Source organism: Oculatella sp. LEGE 06141 (assembly GCF_015207605.1).
Lineage (GTDB): Bacteria > Cyanobacteriota > Cyanobacteriia > Elainellales > Elainellaceae > Oculatella.
This window is the reverse complement of sequence record NZ_JADEWO010000018.1, coordinates 1-19,792: the sequence shown is the minus strand read 5'-3', so window position 1 is coordinate 19,792 and position 19,792 is coordinate 1. Positions and strand designations below refer to the sequence as shown.

The following is a 19,792-nucleotide window of genomic DNA, read 5'->3' as shown; positions in this document are numbered from 1 at the left end:
ATACAAGTCAAATGGAGGCCAGATCACAGAGTAACGAGATTGCGCTCATCCTACTGCTATGGCGCAGAAGTGAGATCAAAATTTAAACTAGATTTAGAACGTAAACACCTTCAGAATTCCCACAGCTTGAAGCGGAGAACGTACCATGTTTAACGTAACAGCTTGGGAAAAAACGGTAGAGTGCGAATCGGGGGCAAGCGTTACGACGATCGAGCTGGGCAGATACGCTGTTGTGCTGGTTGCCTGTGGCACCTGCCCTGTGCTGAAGCAGATTTGGAGAACCCAATGGGTGCGATCGCACCCGGTGTCGCTTCCTCCTATCTTGGCGTGCAGGAGCGGTGGCTGGCACGACTAACTCGCGGCTAGCAACGTCCGAGCCATTCCGAGTTATTTACCGGGGCATTTCGAGTCATTTCGAGTCATTAAGTTTTATCGGTTTTGAGGTAGGGGCTGCTCCCCATTGACCCATTTAAATAACGACCGATGCTGAACTCAGCCCTTTGTCAGGCACCTTTGCGGGGTGAGTCGTTTAGACTAACAACAGCGTTTTGCCAAGCCAAAATTGATTGGTTGAGAACATAACGCTTGAGAGATGATGAAATTAGTAGCGTGAGGGAGGCGGAAGAGTGCCTGAATCAGTTCTAGTTGTCCTGATTCTGACGATCATTATTTTTATTGTTTCGGTTCTGGCAAAGGGAGTCGTTCGGCTTATTGGGTTCGGGTTGATTGCTATCCTGGCGCTTACGATGCTGCCCCGGTTGCGAACTGGAATTGCAGACTTCATTAATCCCAATGCTGCCATTCAACAAGGCTATGGGCCTGGAACCACAAACAGCAATAGCGCTCAAAATAGCGATCGCGTTGTGCAACCGTTTGGCCGATCGGGAACGACCTCGCCAACAGCGACTCCAGCTCCAGGACAATCTCAACCAGGCCGCATTCCGCCACCTTCCAATGGCTCTGGAAATGGCTCTGGAACGGGTCAAACTGATTCTGTTCCTGCGGTTGGAGCGTTTTGGTAAGTCCCGGTGATTAATGTCTGGTGACAATGGTAGTGTGCCGCCCCTGTTGATTTTAAGATTTTATGAGTACGACATCTGACGTTTTAATTGTTGGCGGTGGCATTGTTGGCATGGCGATCGCTGTTGAGTTGCGGCTGCGCGGGGCAAGTGTCACTTTGCTCAGCCGTGATTTTCAGCAGGCGGCGACCCATGCTGCTGCCGGGATGCTGGCTCCCCAGGCAGAGGCGATCGCTTCTGCTCCGTTGCAAGACCTTTGCCTTCGGAGCCAAACGCTGTATCCAGAGTGGATTCGCAAGCTGGAAGATACCAGCGGCTTGCTGGCACACTATTGGGGATGCGGCATTTTTGCCCCGGTTTATCAGTTGCCAGAACCCTCGTCGCTGGCTACCGCCAACCCTGCGGCGCGATGGTTGGAGCGTGAGGCGATTCATCTGGCTCAACCTGGTTTGAGTGCCGAAGTGATGGGTGGCTGGTGGTTTCCAGAAGACGGGCAGGTGGACAACCGTGCCCTGGCCAATGTGCTGCGGGTAGCGGCTCAAACCCTGGGTGTGGCGATCGAAGAAGGGGTGGCGGTCGAGTCGTTTCAGCAGCAAGGGGGGCAGGTTCGCAGCGTTAGAACGGCAACCGGGGACTGGCAAGCCGACCATTATGTGTTAGCCACGGGGGCATGGTCGCAGGCGTTGCTGCCGGTGCCGGTGCAGCCGCGCAAAGGGCAAATGCTTTCGGTCAGGGTGCCTCACGGTTTGGCGGCAGAGTTGCCGCTACAGCGGATTTTGTTTGGGGAAGAGATCTACATTGTGCCGCGTCGAGACGGGCGAATTGTGATTGGGGCAACCAGCGAGTCGGTTGGGTTTACGCCTTACAACACGCCAGGTGGAATCCAATCGTTGCTCAATCGGGCATTGCGCCTTTATCCCTGTTTGCAGGAGTGGCCGATCGACGAATGCTGGTGGGGGTTTCGTCCGGCAACACCCGATGAGTTGCCTATTTTAGGCTCCAGCCTGTGTGACAATTTAACGTTGGCGGTTGGACACTATCGCAACGGTATCTTACTGGCTCCTATTACGGCAAAGCTGTTAGGCGATCGCATCTACAATCGGCAAACCGATCCGTTGCTGGAGTCGTTCTCGTGGAACCGTTTCTTTGGCACGCCAACCCATTCCAGTTCGACTTCTAATCATTTAACTCAAACTCATTCAACTCAAACTCATCAAACGTCTGTTCAAATGGTGCAATATCAGTCAGAGTCTCGTTCAGATATCAAGGTACAACCGTTAACCTCTGCGACATCAGCTACAGCCGATCAGCCTTTGGTGATTGCCGGACGGCAGTTTCGATCGCGGTTGATGACCGGGACGGGAAAGTATCGCAATTTTGATCTAATGCGTCAGAGTATTGCGGCTAGCGGTAGCCAGATTGTGACGGTGGCGGTGCGTCGGGTGCAGACTAATGCGCCGGGGCATGAGGGGTTGGCGGAGGCGCTCGATTGGAGTCAAATCTGGATGTTGCCGAATACGGCTGGGTGCCAAACGGCGGAGGAAGCGGTGCGGGTGGCTCGGTTGGGACGAGAAATGGCGAAACTGTTGGGTCAGGAAGACAATAATTTTGTCAAGCTTGAGGTCATTCCTGATGCTAAGTATCTGTTGCCTGATCCAATTGGGACGTTAGAGGCAGCAGAACAGTTGGTGAAAGAAGGCTTTGCGGTGTTGCCCTACATTAATGCCGATCCGCTGTTGGCGAAACGGCTGGAGGAGGTAGGCTGTGTGACGGTGATGCCGTTGGGTTCGCCTATTGGGTCGGGGCAGGGAATTCGCAATGCAGCGAATATTGAAATTATCATTGAAAATGCTGGGATTCCGGTGGTGGTGGATGCTGGAATTGGTACTCCGAGTGAGGCATCGGAGGCGATGGAGATGGGGGCAGATGCGCTGTTGATTAATACAGCGATCGCCCAAGCTAAAAACCCGGTGTTAATGGGACGGGCGATGGGAATGGCAGCAGAAGCGGGACGGTTAGCGTATTTGGCGGGTCGAATTCCGGTGAAAACCTATGCCAGTGCGAGTTCGCCGTTGACGGGGACGATTAACAGTTAGGGGTATAGAAGGGGGCTGTTTCGGTTTGGGGTTAGAGAGCCGTGCAGGTTGCTGACCTGGTTTAAGATTTGGGGGCTAGCCCCCAAATCCCCACTGAGGGACGAAGCGCGTCCCCCAGCCCCCCTCCGTAAGGTGTTGCGGGTTGGTGGTATCCGTCGCGTTGCATTGCTTGAGTCGTTAGAGGCTGTTTAAAAAGGACTGATGGTCGCTCGAACCGTTCCCTTTTCTGGCTTGCCGCAGGTGCTACAACCCCAAACTTGGAGAACCTCTGAGCTGATGCTGTTTCAATTCCCCAGAATAGGGAATTTACAGCCATTTATCATTTGCATTCACCACGCCTTAAACCCTACACTCCACATTCATCTTGGCGAGACTGTCGCTGACTCGATTGGGAACTGCTGTAAGGGGTCAACACAGCTCATTTGCTACTTTATGAACCAACCTCTTGGGGCGTTCTGTTTTGCAAGAATTTGGGAAAAGCAGGATCACTCGCTTGAAAGATAGGGTTCTATCGAAAGAGGCTAGTTCAATTGCGGTTACTGGCCTACCTTGGGGGAGGAGCGATCGCTTCTCCATAAGCTCACAACTGCCATGCTGCAAAAGTTTACCAGTAAGCAAAATAAGGAACGTCTCAGGGTTGTCCTGGCGATCGCAATCATTGTGGTCGGTATTACTCATTTCGTTGTCCCGGAACCCTACACCAAAATCGTGCCGTCTGCGTTGCCTGCGCCGGAGTTTTTGGTGTATCTCAGCGGCTTTTTTGAAATTTTGGGCGGCATTGGGTTGATGATTCCGCCAACCAGTCAGGCGGCGGCATGGGGATTGATCCTGCTTTACATTGCGGTATTTCCAGCCAACATCAACATGGCCGTGAACCGTATTCACATCATTGATGGGGTTCCCGATACGTCTCCCTGGGTGCAGGCGATTCGGCTACCATTGCAGGGTGTGTTAATTGCCTGGGCCTACTGGTATACCAAACTCACCACAGATTACCCTCAAGCGTCGATCGTGCCCTATTCCTGGTTGGCCAAGCTGTTTCCTCATGAACCGGGATCTGAAGCGTGGATGAAACAGTCCGAGTCGGCGATCGCCAAAGAAGACAGCTAGGCGAATTAGCGGTGCCGGGTTGCGGGGCAAATTCGTTCCAAACCCTCCATCCTTCAGGGTTAACGCCCGATCGCGTCCCGCATCTGTTGCCGTAAACTCAGCGCGTCTGCATAATCTGGTTTCAGCTCAATCGCTTTATCGATAGAGGCGATCGCTTCGCTCTGCCGTCCAGCGCTCCATAGCGCTGCTCCGCGATTGTTCCAGGCTTCCGCCAGGGTTGAGTCCAACTGAATGGCTCGGTCAAAAGCGGTGATGGATTCAGGCGCACGCCCCAACAGCAGCAAGGCCGTTCCTTTGTTGCTCCACGCTTCTGCAAAATCTGGTTGTTGGGCGATCGCCTGATCATATAACTGCAATGCGCCTTGATGGTTTTGCTGCTGATCCAGGGCATAGCCCTTGCTCCACAACGCTTGTGGGTTATTTGGCTCAATCTGCAAGGCCGCATCGCACGAGGCGATCGCCTCCTCTACTCGCTGTAAGCGGTTCAGGTTATAGCAGCGTCCCCACAAGGCTTCTACATTAGTGGCATCCAGTGCGATCGCCTGGTCGTACAGTTGCAGTGATTCGTTGTAGCGTTCTCCCGTTCGCAGACGGTTGGCCTGGTTTAACACTGCGGCTAGCTGAGCCTGGGGATCGGGCGTTTGGGAGACGGCATCGTTTCGGGGCGATTCCTCACTCGATGTTTCCGCAGGGTCGGGGCGGGAATTGGACTGAGGTGCGAACCCCGGAATCGCAATCAGGCCAGTGGCGGCAGCCGCTACTATAGCTGCACCCAGTCCGAGTGGAATTAATCCCAGTTGCCAGGTCAGGAAAGGTGATGGGTTGGAGTGGGTTTGAATGGTTGATGGAGTGGGTCGAGCAGACGCACTGGTCTGCTGCGACGAGTTGAGGCGATTAGAAGCGGTAAGAGCCTGGGTTGGGCTGCTGGAGTTAAACGCGGCCTGAAAGGATGAACCCGCTGCTGGGGGCGGTGCCGTTGCCTCAGATGGTTCACTGGAGGCATCGGCTGCGTGTTCAGTCCACTCGGACTCGTCATCCGGGGGAACTCCAGCGGCCAGTGGTAGGGTTGGCGACGGCAGATAGGGTTCAGTGACCTCTAAGTGGATGGGTGCGATCGCCACAGTTCGCAATGCTTCGATCGCCTCTGCGGCAGTGGCATAGCGATCGCGAAAATCGTAGAACACCATTCGATCTAAAATGGCGGCCAGTTCAGCATTCACCAGCGGTGTGCCATCTGCTCGGGTTGGAAGGCGATCGCGCCAGTTCACCTCATAGGTATCGGGATCGATGCTCAAATGCTTGGGGTGAATGCCGATCAATGCCTGAATTCCCAGCATTCCCACGGCATAAATATCGCTGCTAAACCGAGGATTGCCACAGAGCTGCTCGTTGGGCATGTAGCCCTGGGTGCCAATGGCGATCGTTTGAGTCGGGTTGGAATTAGGGTTAATAATCTGGGTGCTAACCTGCTTCACTGCCCCAAAATCAATTAAAACGATGCGATTGTCTTGATGACGACGAATCAGGTTAGAAGGTTTGATGTCGCGGTGAATCACGTTTTGGGCATGGACAAAAACCAGCACCTGAAGCAAATCGAGCAGCATCGTTACTACGGCTTGCTCTGGCCACCTTTGCCCTGCTGCCAGTTCCTGGGTCAGCGGATTGCCATCAATCAGTTCTTGAACCAGATAAAACTCTTGATTATCTTCAAAGTGAGCTAACAGACGCGGAATTTGCTGGTGTGTCCCCAGTTGGTACAGCACCTGCGCTTCAGTATCAAACAAGCGTCGAGCGGTTTGCAGGCCGCTGGGGTCACGCACCTGTGGCTTCAACTGCTTAACCACACAGCGGGGGTGACCAGGAAGGTGCAAATCTTCAGCCAGAAAGGTTTGACTAAATCCACCGGAACCAAGCTGGCTGACAACTTGATAGCGCCTTGCCAGCGGTTGGTCAGAGTTTGTTGATTTTCGGAATCGAAAGAGGTTCAGTCCCATGCTTTGCCCACTTCAGAGCAGTTGCTATTCGCCTCACTATTCTTTCTAAGGCGGCGGATGAATTCAGTAGAGGATGTGCCAGTCGTTCGCGCCAATCTGGTTGTTCATCGTCAAACAGCGATAGACAATTATTGGATAGACAATTCTTGGATGGACAATAATCGCTGGATAGCCTGTCTTCTGGGGTTTAGCGTATATCTCAAAGTCTGCCTGAACCGCATTCGTTTCAATGCGTTCGTTCAGTTGAAGCACCCCTCTCAATTCAAGTCTGCCCTGGTCGCGATCAGTTCACCCCCCAGACAGATCCGTTCCTCTACTTTCTCTAAAACCAATTCTCTGGTTCCATTCCGGACATCTATGCAATTTTCATCCCCTGATCTGTTCCTGATGGTTTGTTAGTGCCCCTTGCTCCTGTCCCTGTTAACCGTATTAGCTTCATCACAGAACCGTTCTTATGAGTGCCGTCAAACTTCAGTACCCTCACATCCTGCCCCCTGGTGCGCTGCGGACGACGAAAAGCGAGCCAACGAAAACTCAAGTTTCGCTGGCTCGCGCAGCTGATGATTTAATTTATGAACTGACCCTGCTTCAGGCTACTGATATCGTTATTTCGTGCGATGTGCAGCCGTTGAATGGTTTCATTGGCTATCCCGAAGACTACAAACAACCGATCGACCCTAGCGCTGCGATATCGTTCAAGCTAAAGGGCGTTGAGTATGCGTTCACCTGTAGTGTGTGGGATACGGTCACGGGCAACATGCGAGACATCGGGCTAGCCATTGCCCAAAAGCGCTCAATCCGCCAACGTCGCTGCACTACCCTGGAAAAGGAATTTGTGGGCTATCGGGCAAAGAAAGCCTTTATTCCTAAACCGGGTGCGGCGCGTAGCTTACCGTGGTGGCGCGTCCTGTATGTATCTCCAGATGCACCGTTAACCGTGATTGAAGCAGCCTACAGAAGCTTGTCCCGAGATTATCATCCTGATCAAGGCGGCAGTCATGAAGCGATGGCAGAGTTGAACCGAGCATATTCAGAGGCCAAAGTTGCAAAAACTGAATAACGGGCATGGAGGAGCAATGCCTAACAATAACTGGGTTCAAGCGGCAAACAGCGCGACGGTTAGAACGGTTGAACGTTGGAGGGTTAAAACGAATACCGCTAACTTTTTCTAACCAATCAACGGCTCTAGCGGTCTTTTTCCGATCGCATTTAGCCTTTACTGCCATTCTACGAGTGACCCGTTACACAGCATTTTTGAACAGCGTATCAAGATAAACCCGCGCAGCCCGCCGATAGTTCAAAGACCGATCGGGGGTGTTGCTGTTGCTGTGCTGGAGCAAAAACAACGACAGAGCCGCTGAGAATACCCGGTCTTGATCCCAATCAGGACGAGCTTCTAAGAAGCTGGCGAGAGATTCGTGCAGGTCTTCTGGAACTTCTACCAGAATGCTGATCGTTGCGTTCATTGGAAACCTCGATATAGCGTGTGGATAAAAGAGAACTCTGGGGGAGCTACCACAGCAACAACTGAATCTGGAGACTGAAAAGCTGCGACGTTGGCTAGCAAGATGTCTCAACCGCTCTACTGAACGCTGAAATCATCAATGTCTAATCCTAAAGTTCATAGCTTAAAGTTCCGTATTGTCGCAGCCAAAACGAGCGCTAGCTGACTGGTGCTGAAACCTCAGGTTTTCCACAGGTGTCTGATGGTGTCCCCAGGCAGGCGGCAAGTCAGTACGCTTTTGTTGGTAGTCGAATCATTTTGCGTCAGGGGGGGGTGGTGTTGTCAACGTTGCCGAATATTGAGAAGCAATGCGAGACAAAAACAAACTAACGAAAGAATGCGGCTTTTGCTCTTATTGTTGTTACATTACTTCATGGAAAACCGCTTTTATGAGTAAAATCGCGTCCGACTGTAATAATCCCCAAGAACTCAGCAAGCCGTGATTATTGCGTTGTTCCCTGTGGAAAACTTCGGTTGGGTTGTGGAAAAACCTTGCTTGCCCTGTGGAAACTCTGTGGAATGAATGGGGAAAAACCGATCAAAAGATAAGAATTGCAAAAAATGAGAAGATGGGAAGATTAAGGGCTGAAACGCTGGGGATCAAGGGCGATCGCATGAACTACTCTGTAAATTACCGTGATTTGGGCAACAAGATCTGAAAAAACAGGAAAACTTTTTAGATCGAGCCTTAACCTAGCTCCGCTGTTTCTTAAGAATTTATTTTGTTCAGATTAATGTAGAAAACTCCATGCGTCCTATCAGAGTTTTCAATATCAATTCATTTCTACCGGAAGAACTATTTTTCTCATAAAGGCTGTGGAAAAGTGGCACACCTGGTTTCTGGGAGTGCCGCATTCATGCGAGCTGGTTTTATGAGAGAGGCAGGGATTGAGTCAAATCACAAAGTCGAGCGCCACGCTGTCCTGGTCTAATGCCACTAACCCGCGAAAGCGTTCGCCGGGGCGACCCTGAAACCGGGGCGTTTGCAGCAGGCGATCGCCTGCTGCCGCTGCTGTCTCCAAAAAAGTGGCTCCCGCTTCATCAATGACCGTGAGGGTCAACTGTTCGACCAATGGGGTTGTGTCGTCAATGGCATGAACCTGAAGCTGAATTGCAATCTGGCGATCGCTTCCCTGGCTCAGGGTAACTACCAAAATGCCGTCGGCTTGCCGAGCCGATTGGAGATCTAGCCAGATTGGGGTTGCTCGCTGAATAGACACAGACTCTGTCTGTGTAAGCCCTAAACCCGCCATCGGGCTGAGCAATTCGTCCACTGCTTGCCAGCCTGCTTCAAACTCACCTTGAAACCACTGGCTTAAATGAACCGTGGGAGTTGAATTTAAAACCTCAGCCTGTGCTTTCTGGCGGTCTGTTAAACTGCCGTTTTGACCAGGGTCATCACCGGGAGCATTCAACATGGACTCAAGCCTTGCTCCTAAACGGCATTAACGTTTGATTTGGAAAGGGTGGGTTGTCTGTCCACATATCAACTAAATAGCAGCAGTATTGTGCAACCTGTCTACTCGATTCGGTATTTCCGGGCACCAATCCAGATAGGCCACCATTGACGGCGTACTGTTTCGACCTATCGCGTTTAATGTATCGCGTCCTGGCGAGCCTAACTTAAAGTTGGCAACAGGGTACCATGCAAACCTCAGGGTTCGGCCTGCGTCACTTCAATATAAATGTGTTCTAACCGCACGGGCTGTCGGGCGATCGACTTTAAGGTAATTCCGTCAAATCGGGCAATTATCTCTTGCAACTCCAATGGTTCTGGTAACCAGAAGGCGAGGTCATTGCCATAGCGTCGCTCGGTAAAGCCATGCGCCTGGGCACGGGCGATCGCCTGCTGTTCGTCGGCTGTTTCTACGATCACAATCTCCTGTGCTGGAATCCGCTGCCGCAACTGCTCCATGCTGCCCTCCGCCACAATTCGCCCGCCTTTGAGGATACCAATGCGAGAGGAAAGGCGTTCTGCTTCGTCGAGCAGGTGCGTGGTCAACAGCACCGTGATGCCCTGTTGCTGCAAGGTGCGAATCAGTTCCCAGATCTCGTATCGGGCTTCAATATCTAATCCGGTTGTTGGTTCGTCTAAAATCACCAGTTTGGGTTGATGCACCAGCGCCACAGCAATGTTCATCCGCCGCTGCATACCGCCGCTTAACGTCTCCACCGGGCTTCTGGCTCGACTGGCTAAATGAACCGCGTCTAAACATTTCTCTACCTGTTGGTGCAACGATCGCCCCCGCAATCCATAAATGCGGCCAAAGAATTGCAGATTTTCTTCACAGGTCAGCGTTTTATACAGCAGGTTTTCCTGTGGGGCAATGCCAATCAACGGTTGGGTTGCATTTGAAACGGGCTGATTGTCAATTAGAATTGTGCCGCGATCGGCCTTCAGCAAATTGCAGATGATGTTGATGGTGGTGGTTTTGCCCGCACCATTGGAGCCTAGCAGCCCATACACCTCGCCCGGTGGGATGTGGAGCGTCAAATCCTGTAGCACTGCGCGATCGCCGTAGGACTTATTTAATGTTTCAATTCTCAGCACAAGTTTAAGTTTGATAATAGGTCATGAGGGTGGGGCGAACGCAGCAGACACTATAACCTGCGCTCAACGCTGAGCATCCGCCGATAGGACAACCATCCGGCTATGACCATGGCGATCGCAAATGCACACAAAAACAAAAAGTGTGGTTCAATCTCTGTTATCTCATCTCCTCCGGCAGAAACGCCTAACAAAGCCTCATTCATGTGGTAAATCGGGTTAAACTCAGCCACATTCAGCAGCGTTTCTGGGAAAAGAGACGTTGGCAAAAATGCCCCTCCCAAAATCAACAACGGCACTCCAAATGCAGCCACCAGCGCATTAACATCCTCGGTACGACGAGCCAACTGGGTGCCCAACACAAAACCAACCCCAACATAGGAAATGATGCTCAGCACGATAATACATCCCCCCAACAGCACAGACCCATTGAATTGAGCGCCCCAAAAAGCTGCGGTAGCATACACTAACAGAGTTTGACCAATGCCAATAAAACTATGGGCTAGAAAGATCCCTAAGAAGTAGGACGTACCGCTAATGGGTGAGATAAATAAACGTTTGAGGGTTTGCTGTTCCCGTTCGGCTACTACGGTGGCAACACTGCCACCCAAACAGCTAAAGAACAGCGCCGCGCCGACCAGCGTGGACGGGGCAGCACTCTCAAAGGCTTGCGCCATCGTTAGGTTTGCCCGTTCCGCCAAAATGTAGCCGTTGAGCAGGAGGACAGAAATCGGAAAGATACTCCAGAAGACCAGGCTTCGCCGTCGTCGAAGCAACTCAATTAAGATTCGTTGGGCAACCGCGAACGTTTCACGCCAGTATTTCATTTCGAGGAGTGGTTCGGTTAAGTGAGTCAATTATCTAATTCAACACCGTTGCAGAATGTCTCTCGACGTTCATTGCTGAAAATGTTTGGTGTTAGTACTGTGGCTGGAGCGGTTAGCTATTCTCGCTTCTCTAAGCCGCAGCCCACTGTGTTCCAAAAAGACTCTCTCGATTTGCCCCGGTTTTTGGAAAACGGTTCAAAGCGGGTAGTGGTGGTGGGAGCGGGCTTGGCAGGGCTGGCCTGTGCCTATGAACTGAGCCAGCGTGGGTTTGCTGTAACCCTACTGGAGCGATCGCCTCAGCTCGGCGGCAAGATTGCCAGTTGGTCAGTCCAGGCGGCGGGTAAAACCTTCATGATGGAGCATGGCTTTCATGGCTTTTTTCCTCAGTACTATAACCTCAAGAGCCTGGTCACTGAGTTGGGCATTGTTGGCAACTTCCTGGATTTAAAGTCCTATTCAGTGGTATTCCGCAACAATGAATATGCACCAGAAGTGTTTCGCCCCAGCCATTCTGCTTTTCCGTGGAATATTGTTGATTTAGCGATTTCGTCTCCCAATCGCCTGCGCTGGGGAATTGACCTGACCAAACCGGGACACTGGCAAGTTTTTCGAGCCATTACCGGATTTCAACCCCAAAAGAGTTTCAAGCGGCTCGATCACCTGTCTGTGGCGGAATGGGTGGAGGGCGATTTTCCCAGGGGATTGTATGATTTGTACTTTCTGCCCTTTGCCAAATCGAGTCTGAATGCGCCCGATGTTATGAGTGTGGGCGAGTTAATGCAATTTTTCCACTTCTATTTCTTTGGCAATCCGGAAGGGCTGGCCTTCAATGGTACCCGGCAAGATATGGGCACTAGCCTGGTGCAGCCGATTGCAGATGCGATCGAACGCAAAGGAGGCAAGGTGGTCACGGGTGCAACCGTGAGCCATATCTCAGCGAAACAGGGGCAGATTAAGTCCCTCGGTTATCAAACCGGAACGGAACAAACTGTACCCTTTTGGGTGCAGCTAAATCCGTATTTAGAAGGCGATCGCCTGGACTATTTTGGCGCAGGCGATCGCGTTTATGCAGCGGCACCGGGCGCAACCGAAGCCGTTTCACTCACCTGTACGCATCAAGGCTGTACGGTGCAGCCCCAGGAAAACGGTGAGTTTCATTGTCCCTGTCATGGAGCGGTGTTCGATCGTCAGGGGCGAGTGGTTAAAGGGCCGGCCAAAGCCGATCTGCCTCGTTACCAAATTACCCAGCGGCAAGCGGATCAGGTGCAGCTTGTGAGTGCCGCACACGAAACCCTGGCGCAGGAAACGCTGGAAGCCGATTACTATGTCTTTGCAACGGATGTGCCGGGAGTCAAGCAACTCTTCACGCTCATCACCAATGATGTTGATCCCTCAGTACAGTCGCAGGTAGACAAGCTGTGTACTGCCGATCCGTTTGCGGTTTGCCGCTTTTGGTTCGATCGCGATTTTGACTGGCAGCACAGTGATTTTGCCTCACTGTCGGGCTATAAACTCACCGACAGCATTACGCTCTATCATCGCATTCAGGATGAATACATTGCCTGGGCGGAAAAGACAGGCGGCAGCGTCGTGGAACTTCATGCTTACTGCTACAAAGAAAAAGAGTTTCCCGATCAGCAAACGCTGTTAGCCACCTTTGAACAGGAATTGTTTGAAATTGTGCCCTCTCTCCAAGAGGCCACTCTGTTGCATCGAGAGTTGGTCAATCAAAAGAACTTCTCTGGCTATCCGCCCAACAGTTATGCGGAACGTCCAGAAACCCTGACCAACATTCCTAATCTCTTGTTTGCCGGAGATTGGGTGAAGATGCCGTTCCCCTGTGGCTTGATGGAACGAGCCGTGAGCAGCGGCTTGCTGGCATCCAATGAAATCTTGCGGCGCGAAGGATTACAGCGGCGATCGATCTTCTCGGTCAGTCCAGAGGGGGTGCTTCAAATCTAACTTTATCGCTCTCCCCTACGATACCGTTCCAGGGTTTCGACTCGTAAAACAGCGCAACAGAACAGGACGTTAGGGGAGTCTACAGCCGTTGGATATTTGGGAGGTTTGCTAATGCCAGAAACAATATCATCACCATCAACACAACAGCAGGATGTGCGGCAGCTCGCCATCAATTTCAATCATTGGTATGCGATCGCTCGCAGCACTGAAGTAACCACGCAGCCCATCAGCAGAACGCTCTGGCAACAGGCGATCGTACTGTATCGGGATGGGAAGGGAGCGGTTCACGCTTTAGAAGACCGTTGCCCCCATCGGCAGGTGAAGTTGAGCCACGGTCATGTGATTGGCAATCATCTGGAATGCGCTTATCACGGCTGGCAATTGAACGCCAAAGGGGAATGCGCTGTTGTTCCCTATCTTGCCGACAATCAAAAACTGCCAAATTGTAAAATCCGCACTTATCCTATCCGTGAGCAAGACGGCTTCATTTGGCTGTTTCCGGGTGCGGTCGAGCAGGTTAATTCAACGGCTCCATTGAGCCTGCCCGAATGGGATCATCTCAATTACATTGCTACGGTTTCTGTCATTGATTGTGAGGCTCACTATTCCTATTTAATAGAAAACTTGATGGATATGTATCATGGTCATCTCCATCAAGACTATCAGGCGTGGGCTGATCCGGTGCTGCAAGACTTACAGGAAGATGGCGATCGCGTTGATGCCCATTATCAAGCCCAAAGCTATTACAAAATCGACAAAATTTGGTCTATTTCACAGCTATTCTTCCCGGCACTGCGGCGACTGCATCCAGAGCCATTAGATGTCAGTTATGTGTATCCTCATTGGACTTCTACATTGGGCAGTGATTTCAAGATTTACTGTTTAGTGTGTCCTATTAGCCAAACGGCAACCCGTGCTTACCTGATTCACTTCACTTCATTGAATGCGTTTTGGCGACTGCACAAACTGCCTGTAGCGTTTCGTCGCTTCGTCAAAGACAGCCTGTTTGGTTCTGCCCAAAAGCTGCTGGATGGATTGGTACGTCAGGATGTGCTGATGATTGAAGAAGAACAGCAGTCCTACTTGGCACATCCCGAACGCAAAAATCATGAACTGAATCGAGCGTTGGTCAGCGTGCAGCGGTTGATGCGAACTCAAGCCCATTCCTGAGAAAGTAGACAGGGAATCGTACTGATCCCCTCTAGAATGGGCTGCATGTCGCCATCGCTCACCGTCTTGTCATGGATACCCGTCTAGAATTTGCTCGCTTATGGAAACCTGCTGGCATCTCCGGTGTTGAGCTGTTTAGCGCTCAATTGTTTCGTCATTCCTTTGCCAAGCATATGCATGAGGAATACACGATTGGTATGAATGACGGCGGGCGGGGGTGCTACACGTATCGTGGGGAAGCCCGGTTTGCCTACCCCGGAAGTTTCAATCTGATTAATCCGGGGGAAGTGCATACGGGGCAGGCTGAGCGCACGTCTGGCTGGAAGTTTCGCAACATTTACATTAGCGTTCCACAGACTCAACATGTTTTGGCTCAACTGGAATGGCGCAGTCACGGACTCCCCTCTTTTGTTGAACCTGTTGTTTGGGATAGGCCACTACAATCTTCCTTTGGCTACCTGTTTAAGGCACTCAATGAACCCACAACTCAGCTAGAGCAAGAGACTCGTATGATTGAGTTTCTCTCACGGTTGTTTTTGAGGCATACCGAACCGCATCAGCCGTTGCGATCGCCCAAACCAGAAACAAAAGCCATTTCCCTGATTCGGGCTTACCTGGAAGCCCACTATACTGAACCAATCTCCATTGATACCCTATCGCACCTGGCGGGGCTAAGCCCCTATTACTTGATTCGCAGTTTTCATCAACAGGTGGGTCTGCCGCCGCATGGCTATCAACGGCATTGGCAACTCCTTCAAGCTAAGCGATCGCTACAAACCCCAACATCCCTCGCTGAAATTGCGATCGAACATGGATTCTATGACCAGAGCCACTTGAATCGCTATTTTAAGCGAACGTTTGGAATTGCCCCAGGCCAATATCAAAAGAGCTATTTGAGCCGATGAGCAATTTGATCCAATACAGTGCAGCCTGAGCGCCTTTAATCTGAGTTCTGGCACTTTCGCTCTTTAGCCCAATCATGGCTTTACTCAAGGACATCTCTGCCTCTGCAATCATTGCAGGTTTCGTCACTGTATTAGTTGGGTTTACCAGCTCAGCCGTTATTGTTTTCCAGGCCGCCCAAGCCCTTGGTGCTTCTCCAACTCAAATTGGCTCATGGATGTGCGCCCTTGGCATTGGCATGGGGCTAACGTGCATTGTCCTGTCGTTACGGTATCGGGTTCCGGTGGTCACAGCCTGGTCTACGCCAGGGGCAGCAATGCTGATTACAACAGCGGCTGGGGTGAGCATGGAAGAAGCGATCGGCGCATTTCTGATCTCAGCGGTGTTGATCACGCTTTGCGGCTTCACGGGCTGGTTCGAGCGCATGATAAACCGCATTCCCATTTCGATCGCTTCGGGGATGTTGGCTGGCGTTTTGTTGCGGTTTGGGCTGGATGTATTTGTTGCCATGCAAACGCAGTTTGTAATGACGTTCGCCATGTTTGGCATGTACTTGATTGCCCGTCGTCTCTTGCCGCGCTATGCGGTGATGTTGGCCTTGGTGCTGGGAATTTTGATTGCAGGAGCGCAGGGACTGCTTCAGATTGAGTCCATTCGCCTGGAACTGGCGCAGCCTGTGTTGACCCTGCCGCAGTTCTCACTGGGTGCCCTGATTGGTGTGGCTCTGCCTTTATTCGCAGTGACGATGGCTTCGCAAAACGTGCCTGGAGTTGCTGTAATTCGCGCCTCTGGTTACTCGGTGCCGATCTCTCCATTAATTGGATGGACAGGAGCCACAACCGTTGTATTAGCGCCCTTCGGTGCCTTTGCCCTGAATCTTGCTGCTATCACTGCTGCCATTTGCATGGGACGAGAAGCCCACGACGATCCGGCCAAACGATATGTTGCAGCGATCGCCGCAGGTGTCTTCTACATCGTGATTGGTGTGTTTGGTGCAACGGTTGCAGCCGTGTTTGCTGCCTTTCCTCAGGAGTTAGTGCTGGCGATCGCCGGACTGGCGCTATTAGGCACTATCGGCAACAGCCTGATCACCGCATTGTCGCAGGAAAATGGCAGAGAACCCGCCCTCATCACCTTTCTGGTAACGGCATCGGGTGTGACCTTATTTGGCATTGGTTCGGCCTTTTGGGGACTGGTTGCAGGGGCAATGGCGATCGTGGTGTTGCAGGCCAGTTACCGTCAGATGCTGTTGCCATTCAAACGCCCTTAGAGCCTGTTACGTATCTCTGCCTGGAGACGTATGTTGTAGCATCCTCGAATCTTCAAACCTGGAAACTCTAGCACTAAAACGGCCTGGAAGTCCCATCATGTTGGCGCTCCCAGGCTGTTTGGTTGTATCAGCTATGAGGGTTGATTTCTCTGGCGTGGTGTGTCATATTCCTGTAATAGTAAAGTACGGTAACTTGATCGAGTTACCGTAATATGAGTTAGTCAGACAGAACACACAAAGCAACAGGTGCGGAGGTTGTAAGTGAGCGTGGCAAGACAATTTGCGGTTTTTAGAAGCATTCGTCAATGGCTCAAAGGGTGGCAGCATCGTTCTGTCCGATCGTTTGCCCTGCTGTTTGCTGTTGGGGTGGGTGTCAGTTTGGCGATCGCCGCCTGTAGCCCTACTCCTGATGCCACCGGGTCTGCCAGTCCAGCCTCTGCACCAGCTACCACGGTTGTTCGCATTGGTCATCAGAAGTTTGATCCGTTGACCCTGGTTAAAGCCCGCAACGGTTTGGAAAAGCGGCTGCAACCCCTTGGAATTGCCGTGGAATGGACAGAATTTCAAGCGGGGCCGCCGCTGCTGGAAGCGCTGAACGTGGGCAGCATTGACATCGGGCGAACCGGAGATGCGCCTCCGGTCTTTGCCCAAGCCGCAGATGCACCATTGGTTTACATCGGCGGCAGCGCTCCTAAGGACAAAAGTTCTGCGGTGCTGGTGAGACCAGAATCACCGATTCAAACGGTGGCTGACCTGCGGGGCAAGAAAATTGCCTTTGCCAAAGGATCAAGTTCTAACTACTTCATTGTGCAGGTGTTAGAGAGCGCTGGGTTAAGCATTGATGACATTGAACCCGTGTATTTATCGCCTGGGGATGCCCGGTCTGCCTTTGAACAGGGCAGTATTGATGCCTGGGCGGTTTGGGACCCCTTCTATGCAGCGGCTGAGCAGCAAGGTGCACGGGTGGTTCGTGATAGTGAGGGTCTGGTGGCAAACCGTGACTTTTACCTTGCCTCCCGTTCGTTTGCCGAACAGAATTCAAACGTGATTCAGGCTCTAGCGGCAGAGACGCAAGCGGTTGCGGCATGGGCTGATGACCATCCTCAAGAGGTAACAAAAATCCTCTCTCCCTTGTTGGGAATTGATGAAGCTGTGCTGGATGTGGTGACGCGACGGCGGAATTATGGCTTTGAGCCAATGAACGACGAAATGATCGCAGAGCAACAGCAAATTGCAGACACCTTCTTTGAGTTGAAGCTGATTCCAAAACCGGTTCAGGTATCAGACATTGTGTTGAATCCTTAATCATTGATGTACATATGAGCCAATTGCACCCGGCAAAAGTCCAGCGGTTGAAACGAATTGAGCAGAGTGATTTGAAACGGGGGAACTTAGAAGAATGAACAGTCAAGTGCGATCGCTGCAATCCTTCATTGGGCAACTCTCGCATCTATTTCAACGGCGGTTTCAATGGCAGGGGCTGCATCGAGGGCAATCGCTTCAGTCACTATTACTCTGGTTTGCGATTGGTCTGGGGTTGAGCCTGTCTGTTGCGGCCTGTAGCCCCACACCTCCATCCAGCAATTCAGCCAATTCCACCCCTAGCGCAACGGCCAGTCAAACCATTCGCATTGGTTATCAAAAGTCGTCAACAGCGCTGAATTTACTCAAAAATCAAGGCACATTGGAAAAGCGGTTGGGTGAAGAAGGCGTTTCGGTTGAGTGGAACGAATTTGTCGCTGGCCCACAAATGTTAGAAGCGCTGAATGTAGGCAGCATTGATTTTGCGTACACCGGAGAAACGCCACCCGTCTTTGCCCAGGCCGCAGGCGCACCCATGGTTTATGTTGCCTATGAACCGTTGGGTTCTCGAGCAGAAGCCATCCTGGTACAGCAAGATTCTCCAGTGCAGCAGGTCGCTGACCTCAAAGGTAAATCGGTGGCATTGAACAAAGGTTCGAACGTTCACTACTTGCTGGTACGAGCCTTAGAAGATGCTGGCTTACAGTACAGCGATATCCAAACCGTGTTTCTGCCTCCCGGTGATGCTCGACCTGCGTTTGAGCAGGGTAGCGTCGATGCCTGGGTGATTTGGGACCCGTTTCAGGCCGCCGCAGAAACATCCATTGCGGCGCGAGTGTTGGCAGATGGCACCGATTTGGTAGCCAATCGTGGGTTTTTCCTATCGACTCAGTCCTTTAGCCAACAACATGCCGACCTGTTAGAGAAACTGTTAGAGGAGTTGCGTACTGTCAGCGATTGGGCAAAGACGCACCCGGATGATGTTGCACAGTTTTTGTCGGCAGAACTCGGAATTGATAAAGCCGCACTCGATTTAGCAGAAAAGCGACGCGGTTACGGGGTCGAGCCATTAACAGAGCAGGTTGTCGCTCAACAGCAAGAAATTGCGGATACGTTCTTGAAACTGGGACTAATTCCCAACGAGATCAAAATTGCTGATGCCATTTGGCAACCGACGTAGACGTTGACGAGCATGAGGACTTATGGACTTACTTTGGTTTATCCCAACTCACGGTGATGGTCGTTATTTAGGCACCTCAGTTGGTGGACGTGCTGTAACGGCAGATTACATGCGCCAACTGGCAGGGGCGATCGATCACTTAGGCTTTGCCGGAGCATTGCTACCCACGGGGCGATCGTGTGAAGATGCCTGGATCACGGCGGCTTCCTTAATTGCGGTCACAAAACGCATGAAGTTTTTGGTGGCGATTCGTCCGGGTATCTCGTCTCCTGGAATGGCGGCTCGGATGGCGGCAACGTTCGATCGCATTTCCAACGGGCGGCTGCTCATTAACATTGTCACGGGTGGCGATCCGGTTGAGTTGGCGGGAGACGGGCTGCACTTAAGCCACGGCGAGCGCTACGAAATGACGGATGAATTTCTCGCGGTCTGGCGCAGCATCATTCAAGGAGATGTCGTTGATTTTGAAGGAAAACATCTCACGATCAAAGGGGGCAAATTGCTGTTTCCACCCGTGCAGTCTCCCTATCCGCCGCTTTATTTCGGTGGTTCATCGGCACCTGCCAAGCGAGTTGCGGCCAAACATGTGGATGTGTATTTAACCTGGGGAGAACCGCCGCCGCAGGTAGCCGAAAAGATCGCTGAGGTGAGACAACTCGCGGCAGAGAACGGCAGAACGGTCAGATTTGGCATTCGCCTTCATGTCATTGTGCGCGAAACTACCTCCCAGGCGTGGGATGCGGCCAATGATTTAATCAAGTATCTGGATGATGAAACGATCGCCGCTGCTCAGGCTGCACTGTCTCGCGCCGATTCTGAAGGCCAGCGACGCATGGTACAGCTTCATAATGGCAGCCGCAACTCACTAGAAATTAGTCCCAATTTGTGGGCAGGGGTGGGGCTAGTG

The 19,792-nt window shown here is 51.9% G+C and carries 19 protein-coding genes; 13 read left to right on the top strand and 6 right to left on the bottom strand.

Annotation, left to right across the window (positions count from 1 at the left end):
- The first annotated feature begins 145 nt into the window (after positions 1-145).
- The 4 genes from IQ268_RS14145 (at position 146) to IQ268_RS14130 (ending at position 4,225) form a co-directional block, all read left to right on the top strand.
- Positions 146-355, top strand: coding sequence for a hypothetical protein (locus tag IQ268_RS14145; RefSeq protein ID WP_193879902.1), 210 nt, complete (start codon positions 146-148; stop codon positions 353-355).
- 271 nt (positions 356-626) lie between these two features.
- Positions 627-1,022 carry a hypothetical protein gene (locus IQ268_RS14140; protein WP_193879899.1) on the top strand — a complete coding sequence of 132 codons (396 nt, stop codon included), beginning with the start codon at positions 627-629 and terminating at the stop codon, positions 1,020-1,022.
- Between the two features lie 62 nt (positions 1,023-1,084).
- Positions 1,085-3,115 carry a glycine oxidase ThiO gene (gene thiO, locus IQ268_RS33405; protein WP_193879897.1) on the top strand — a complete coding sequence of 677 codons (2,031 nt, stop codon included), beginning with the start codon at positions 1,085-1,087 and terminating at the stop codon, positions 3,113-3,115.
- A 591-nt stretch (positions 3,116-3,706) separates the two neighbouring features.
- Positions 3,707-4,225 carry a DoxX family membrane protein gene (locus IQ268_RS14130; RefSeq protein ID WP_193879894.1) on the top strand — a complete coding sequence of 173 codons (519 nt, stop codon included), beginning with the start codon at positions 3,707-3,709 and terminating at the stop codon, positions 4,223-4,225.
- Positions 4,226-4,284: 59 nt separating this feature from the next.
- Here IQ268_RS14130 and IQ268_RS14125 read toward each other — a convergent pair whose 3' ends face one another.
- Together IQ268_RS14125 and IQ268_RS14120 are read right to left on the bottom strand one after the other, a co-directional pair.
- Positions 4,285-6,219, bottom strand: a complete 1,935-nt coding sequence (locus IQ268_RS14125) for a tetratricopeptide repeat protein (protein WP_193879892.1) — start codon at positions 6,217-6,219, stop codon at positions 4,285-4,287.
- A 63-nt stretch (positions 6,220-6,282) separates the two neighbouring features.
- Positions 6,283-6,471, bottom strand: a complete 189-nt coding sequence (locus IQ268_RS14120) for a hypothetical protein (protein ID WP_193879889.1) — start codon at positions 6,469-6,471, stop codon at positions 6,283-6,285.
- 202 nt (positions 6,472-6,673) lie between these two features.
- Between IQ268_RS14120 and IQ268_RS14115 the strand changes: the two genes are divergently transcribed.
- The gene (locus IQ268_RS14115; protein ID WP_193879886.1) at positions 6,674-7,279 is read left to right on the top strand and encodes a J domain-containing protein; all 606 of its coding nucleotides are present in this window, start codon (positions 6,674-6,676) and stop codon (positions 7,277-7,279) included.
- A 181-nt stretch (positions 7,280-7,460) separates the two neighbouring features.
- Here IQ268_RS14115 and IQ268_RS14110 read toward each other — a convergent pair whose 3' ends face one another.
- The gene (locus IQ268_RS14110; RefSeq protein ID WP_193879884.1) at positions 7,461-7,685 is read right to left on the bottom strand and encodes a DUF2811 domain-containing protein; all 225 of its coding nucleotides are present in this window, start codon (positions 7,683-7,685) and stop codon (positions 7,461-7,463) included.
- Positions 7,686-8,226: 541 nt separating this feature from the next.
- Here IQ268_RS14110 and IQ268_RS14105 point away from each other — a divergent pair.
- Positions 8,227-8,382: a hypothetical protein gene (locus tag IQ268_RS14105; protein WP_193879881.1), complete on the top strand. Its 156-nt coding sequence runs from the start codon at positions 8,227-8,229 to the stop codon at positions 8,380-8,382.
- 234 nt (positions 8,383-8,616) lie between these two features.
- Here the strand turns inward: IQ268_RS14105 and IQ268_RS14100 are convergent, their stop codons facing one another.
- The 3 genes from IQ268_RS14100 to IQ268_RS14090 form a co-directional block, all read right to left on the bottom strand.
- On the bottom strand, positions 8,617-9,141 hold the full coding sequence (locus IQ268_RS14100; protein ID WP_193879879.1) for a DUF1822 family protein: 525 nt from the start codon (positions 9,139-9,141) through the stop codon (positions 8,617-8,619).
- Positions 9,142-9,377: 236 nt separating this feature from the next.
- Positions 9,378-10,274: an ABC transporter ATP-binding protein gene (locus IQ268_RS14095; RefSeq protein ID WP_193879877.1), complete on the bottom strand. Its 897-nt coding sequence runs from the start codon at positions 10,272-10,274 to the stop codon at positions 9,378-9,380.
- Between the two features lie 50 nt (positions 10,275-10,324).
- Entirely contained in the window at positions 10,325-11,098 is a 774-nt protein-coding gene (locus tag IQ268_RS14090; protein ID WP_193879875.1) for an ABC transporter permease, read from the bottom strand.
- Positions 11,099-11,119: 21 nt separating this feature from the next.
- On the opposite strand from IQ268_RS14090, the gene IQ268_RS14085 reads away from it, so the two are divergent.
- From IQ268_RS14085 to ssuD, 7 genes are all read left to right on the top strand, one after another.
- Complete coding sequence (locus IQ268_RS14085) at positions 11,120-13,060, top strand: FAD-dependent oxidoreductase (RefSeq protein ID WP_339383304.1); 1,941 nt, start codon at positions 11,120-11,122, stop codon at positions 13,058-13,060.
- 111 nt (positions 13,061-13,171) lie between these two features.
- Entirely contained in the window at positions 13,172-14,230 is a 1,059-nt protein-coding gene (locus IQ268_RS14080) for an aromatic ring-hydroxylating dioxygenase subunit alpha (RefSeq protein ID WP_193879874.1), read from the top strand.
- 71 nt (positions 14,231-14,301) lie between these two features.
- On the top strand, positions 14,302-15,135 hold the full coding sequence (locus IQ268_RS14075; RefSeq protein WP_193879872.1) for an AraC family transcriptional regulator: 834 nt from the start codon (positions 14,302-14,304) through the stop codon (positions 15,133-15,135).
- Positions 15,136-15,209: 74 nt separating this feature from the next.
- Positions 15,210-16,403, top strand: a complete 1,194-nt coding sequence (locus tag IQ268_RS14070) for a benzoate/H(+) symporter BenE family transporter (RefSeq protein ID WP_193879870.1) — start codon at positions 15,210-15,212, stop codon at positions 16,401-16,403.
- 267 nt (positions 16,404-16,670) lie between these two features.
- The gene (locus tag IQ268_RS14065; RefSeq protein ID WP_339383303.1) at positions 16,671-17,708 is read left to right on the top strand and encodes a sulfonate ABC transporter substrate-binding protein; all 1,038 of its coding nucleotides are present in this window, start codon (positions 16,671-16,673) and stop codon (positions 17,706-17,708) included.
- Positions 17,709-17,802: 94 nt separating this feature from the next.
- Entirely contained in the window at positions 17,803-18,885 is a 1,083-nt protein-coding gene (locus IQ268_RS14060) for a sulfonate ABC transporter substrate-binding protein (RefSeq protein WP_193879868.1), read from the top strand.
- Between the two features lie 22 nt (positions 18,886-18,907).
- On the top strand, positions 18,908-19,792 hold an 885-nt coding region (ssuD, locus tag IQ268_RS14055; protein ID WP_193879866.1), incomplete at its 3' end, for an alkanesulfonate monooxygenase.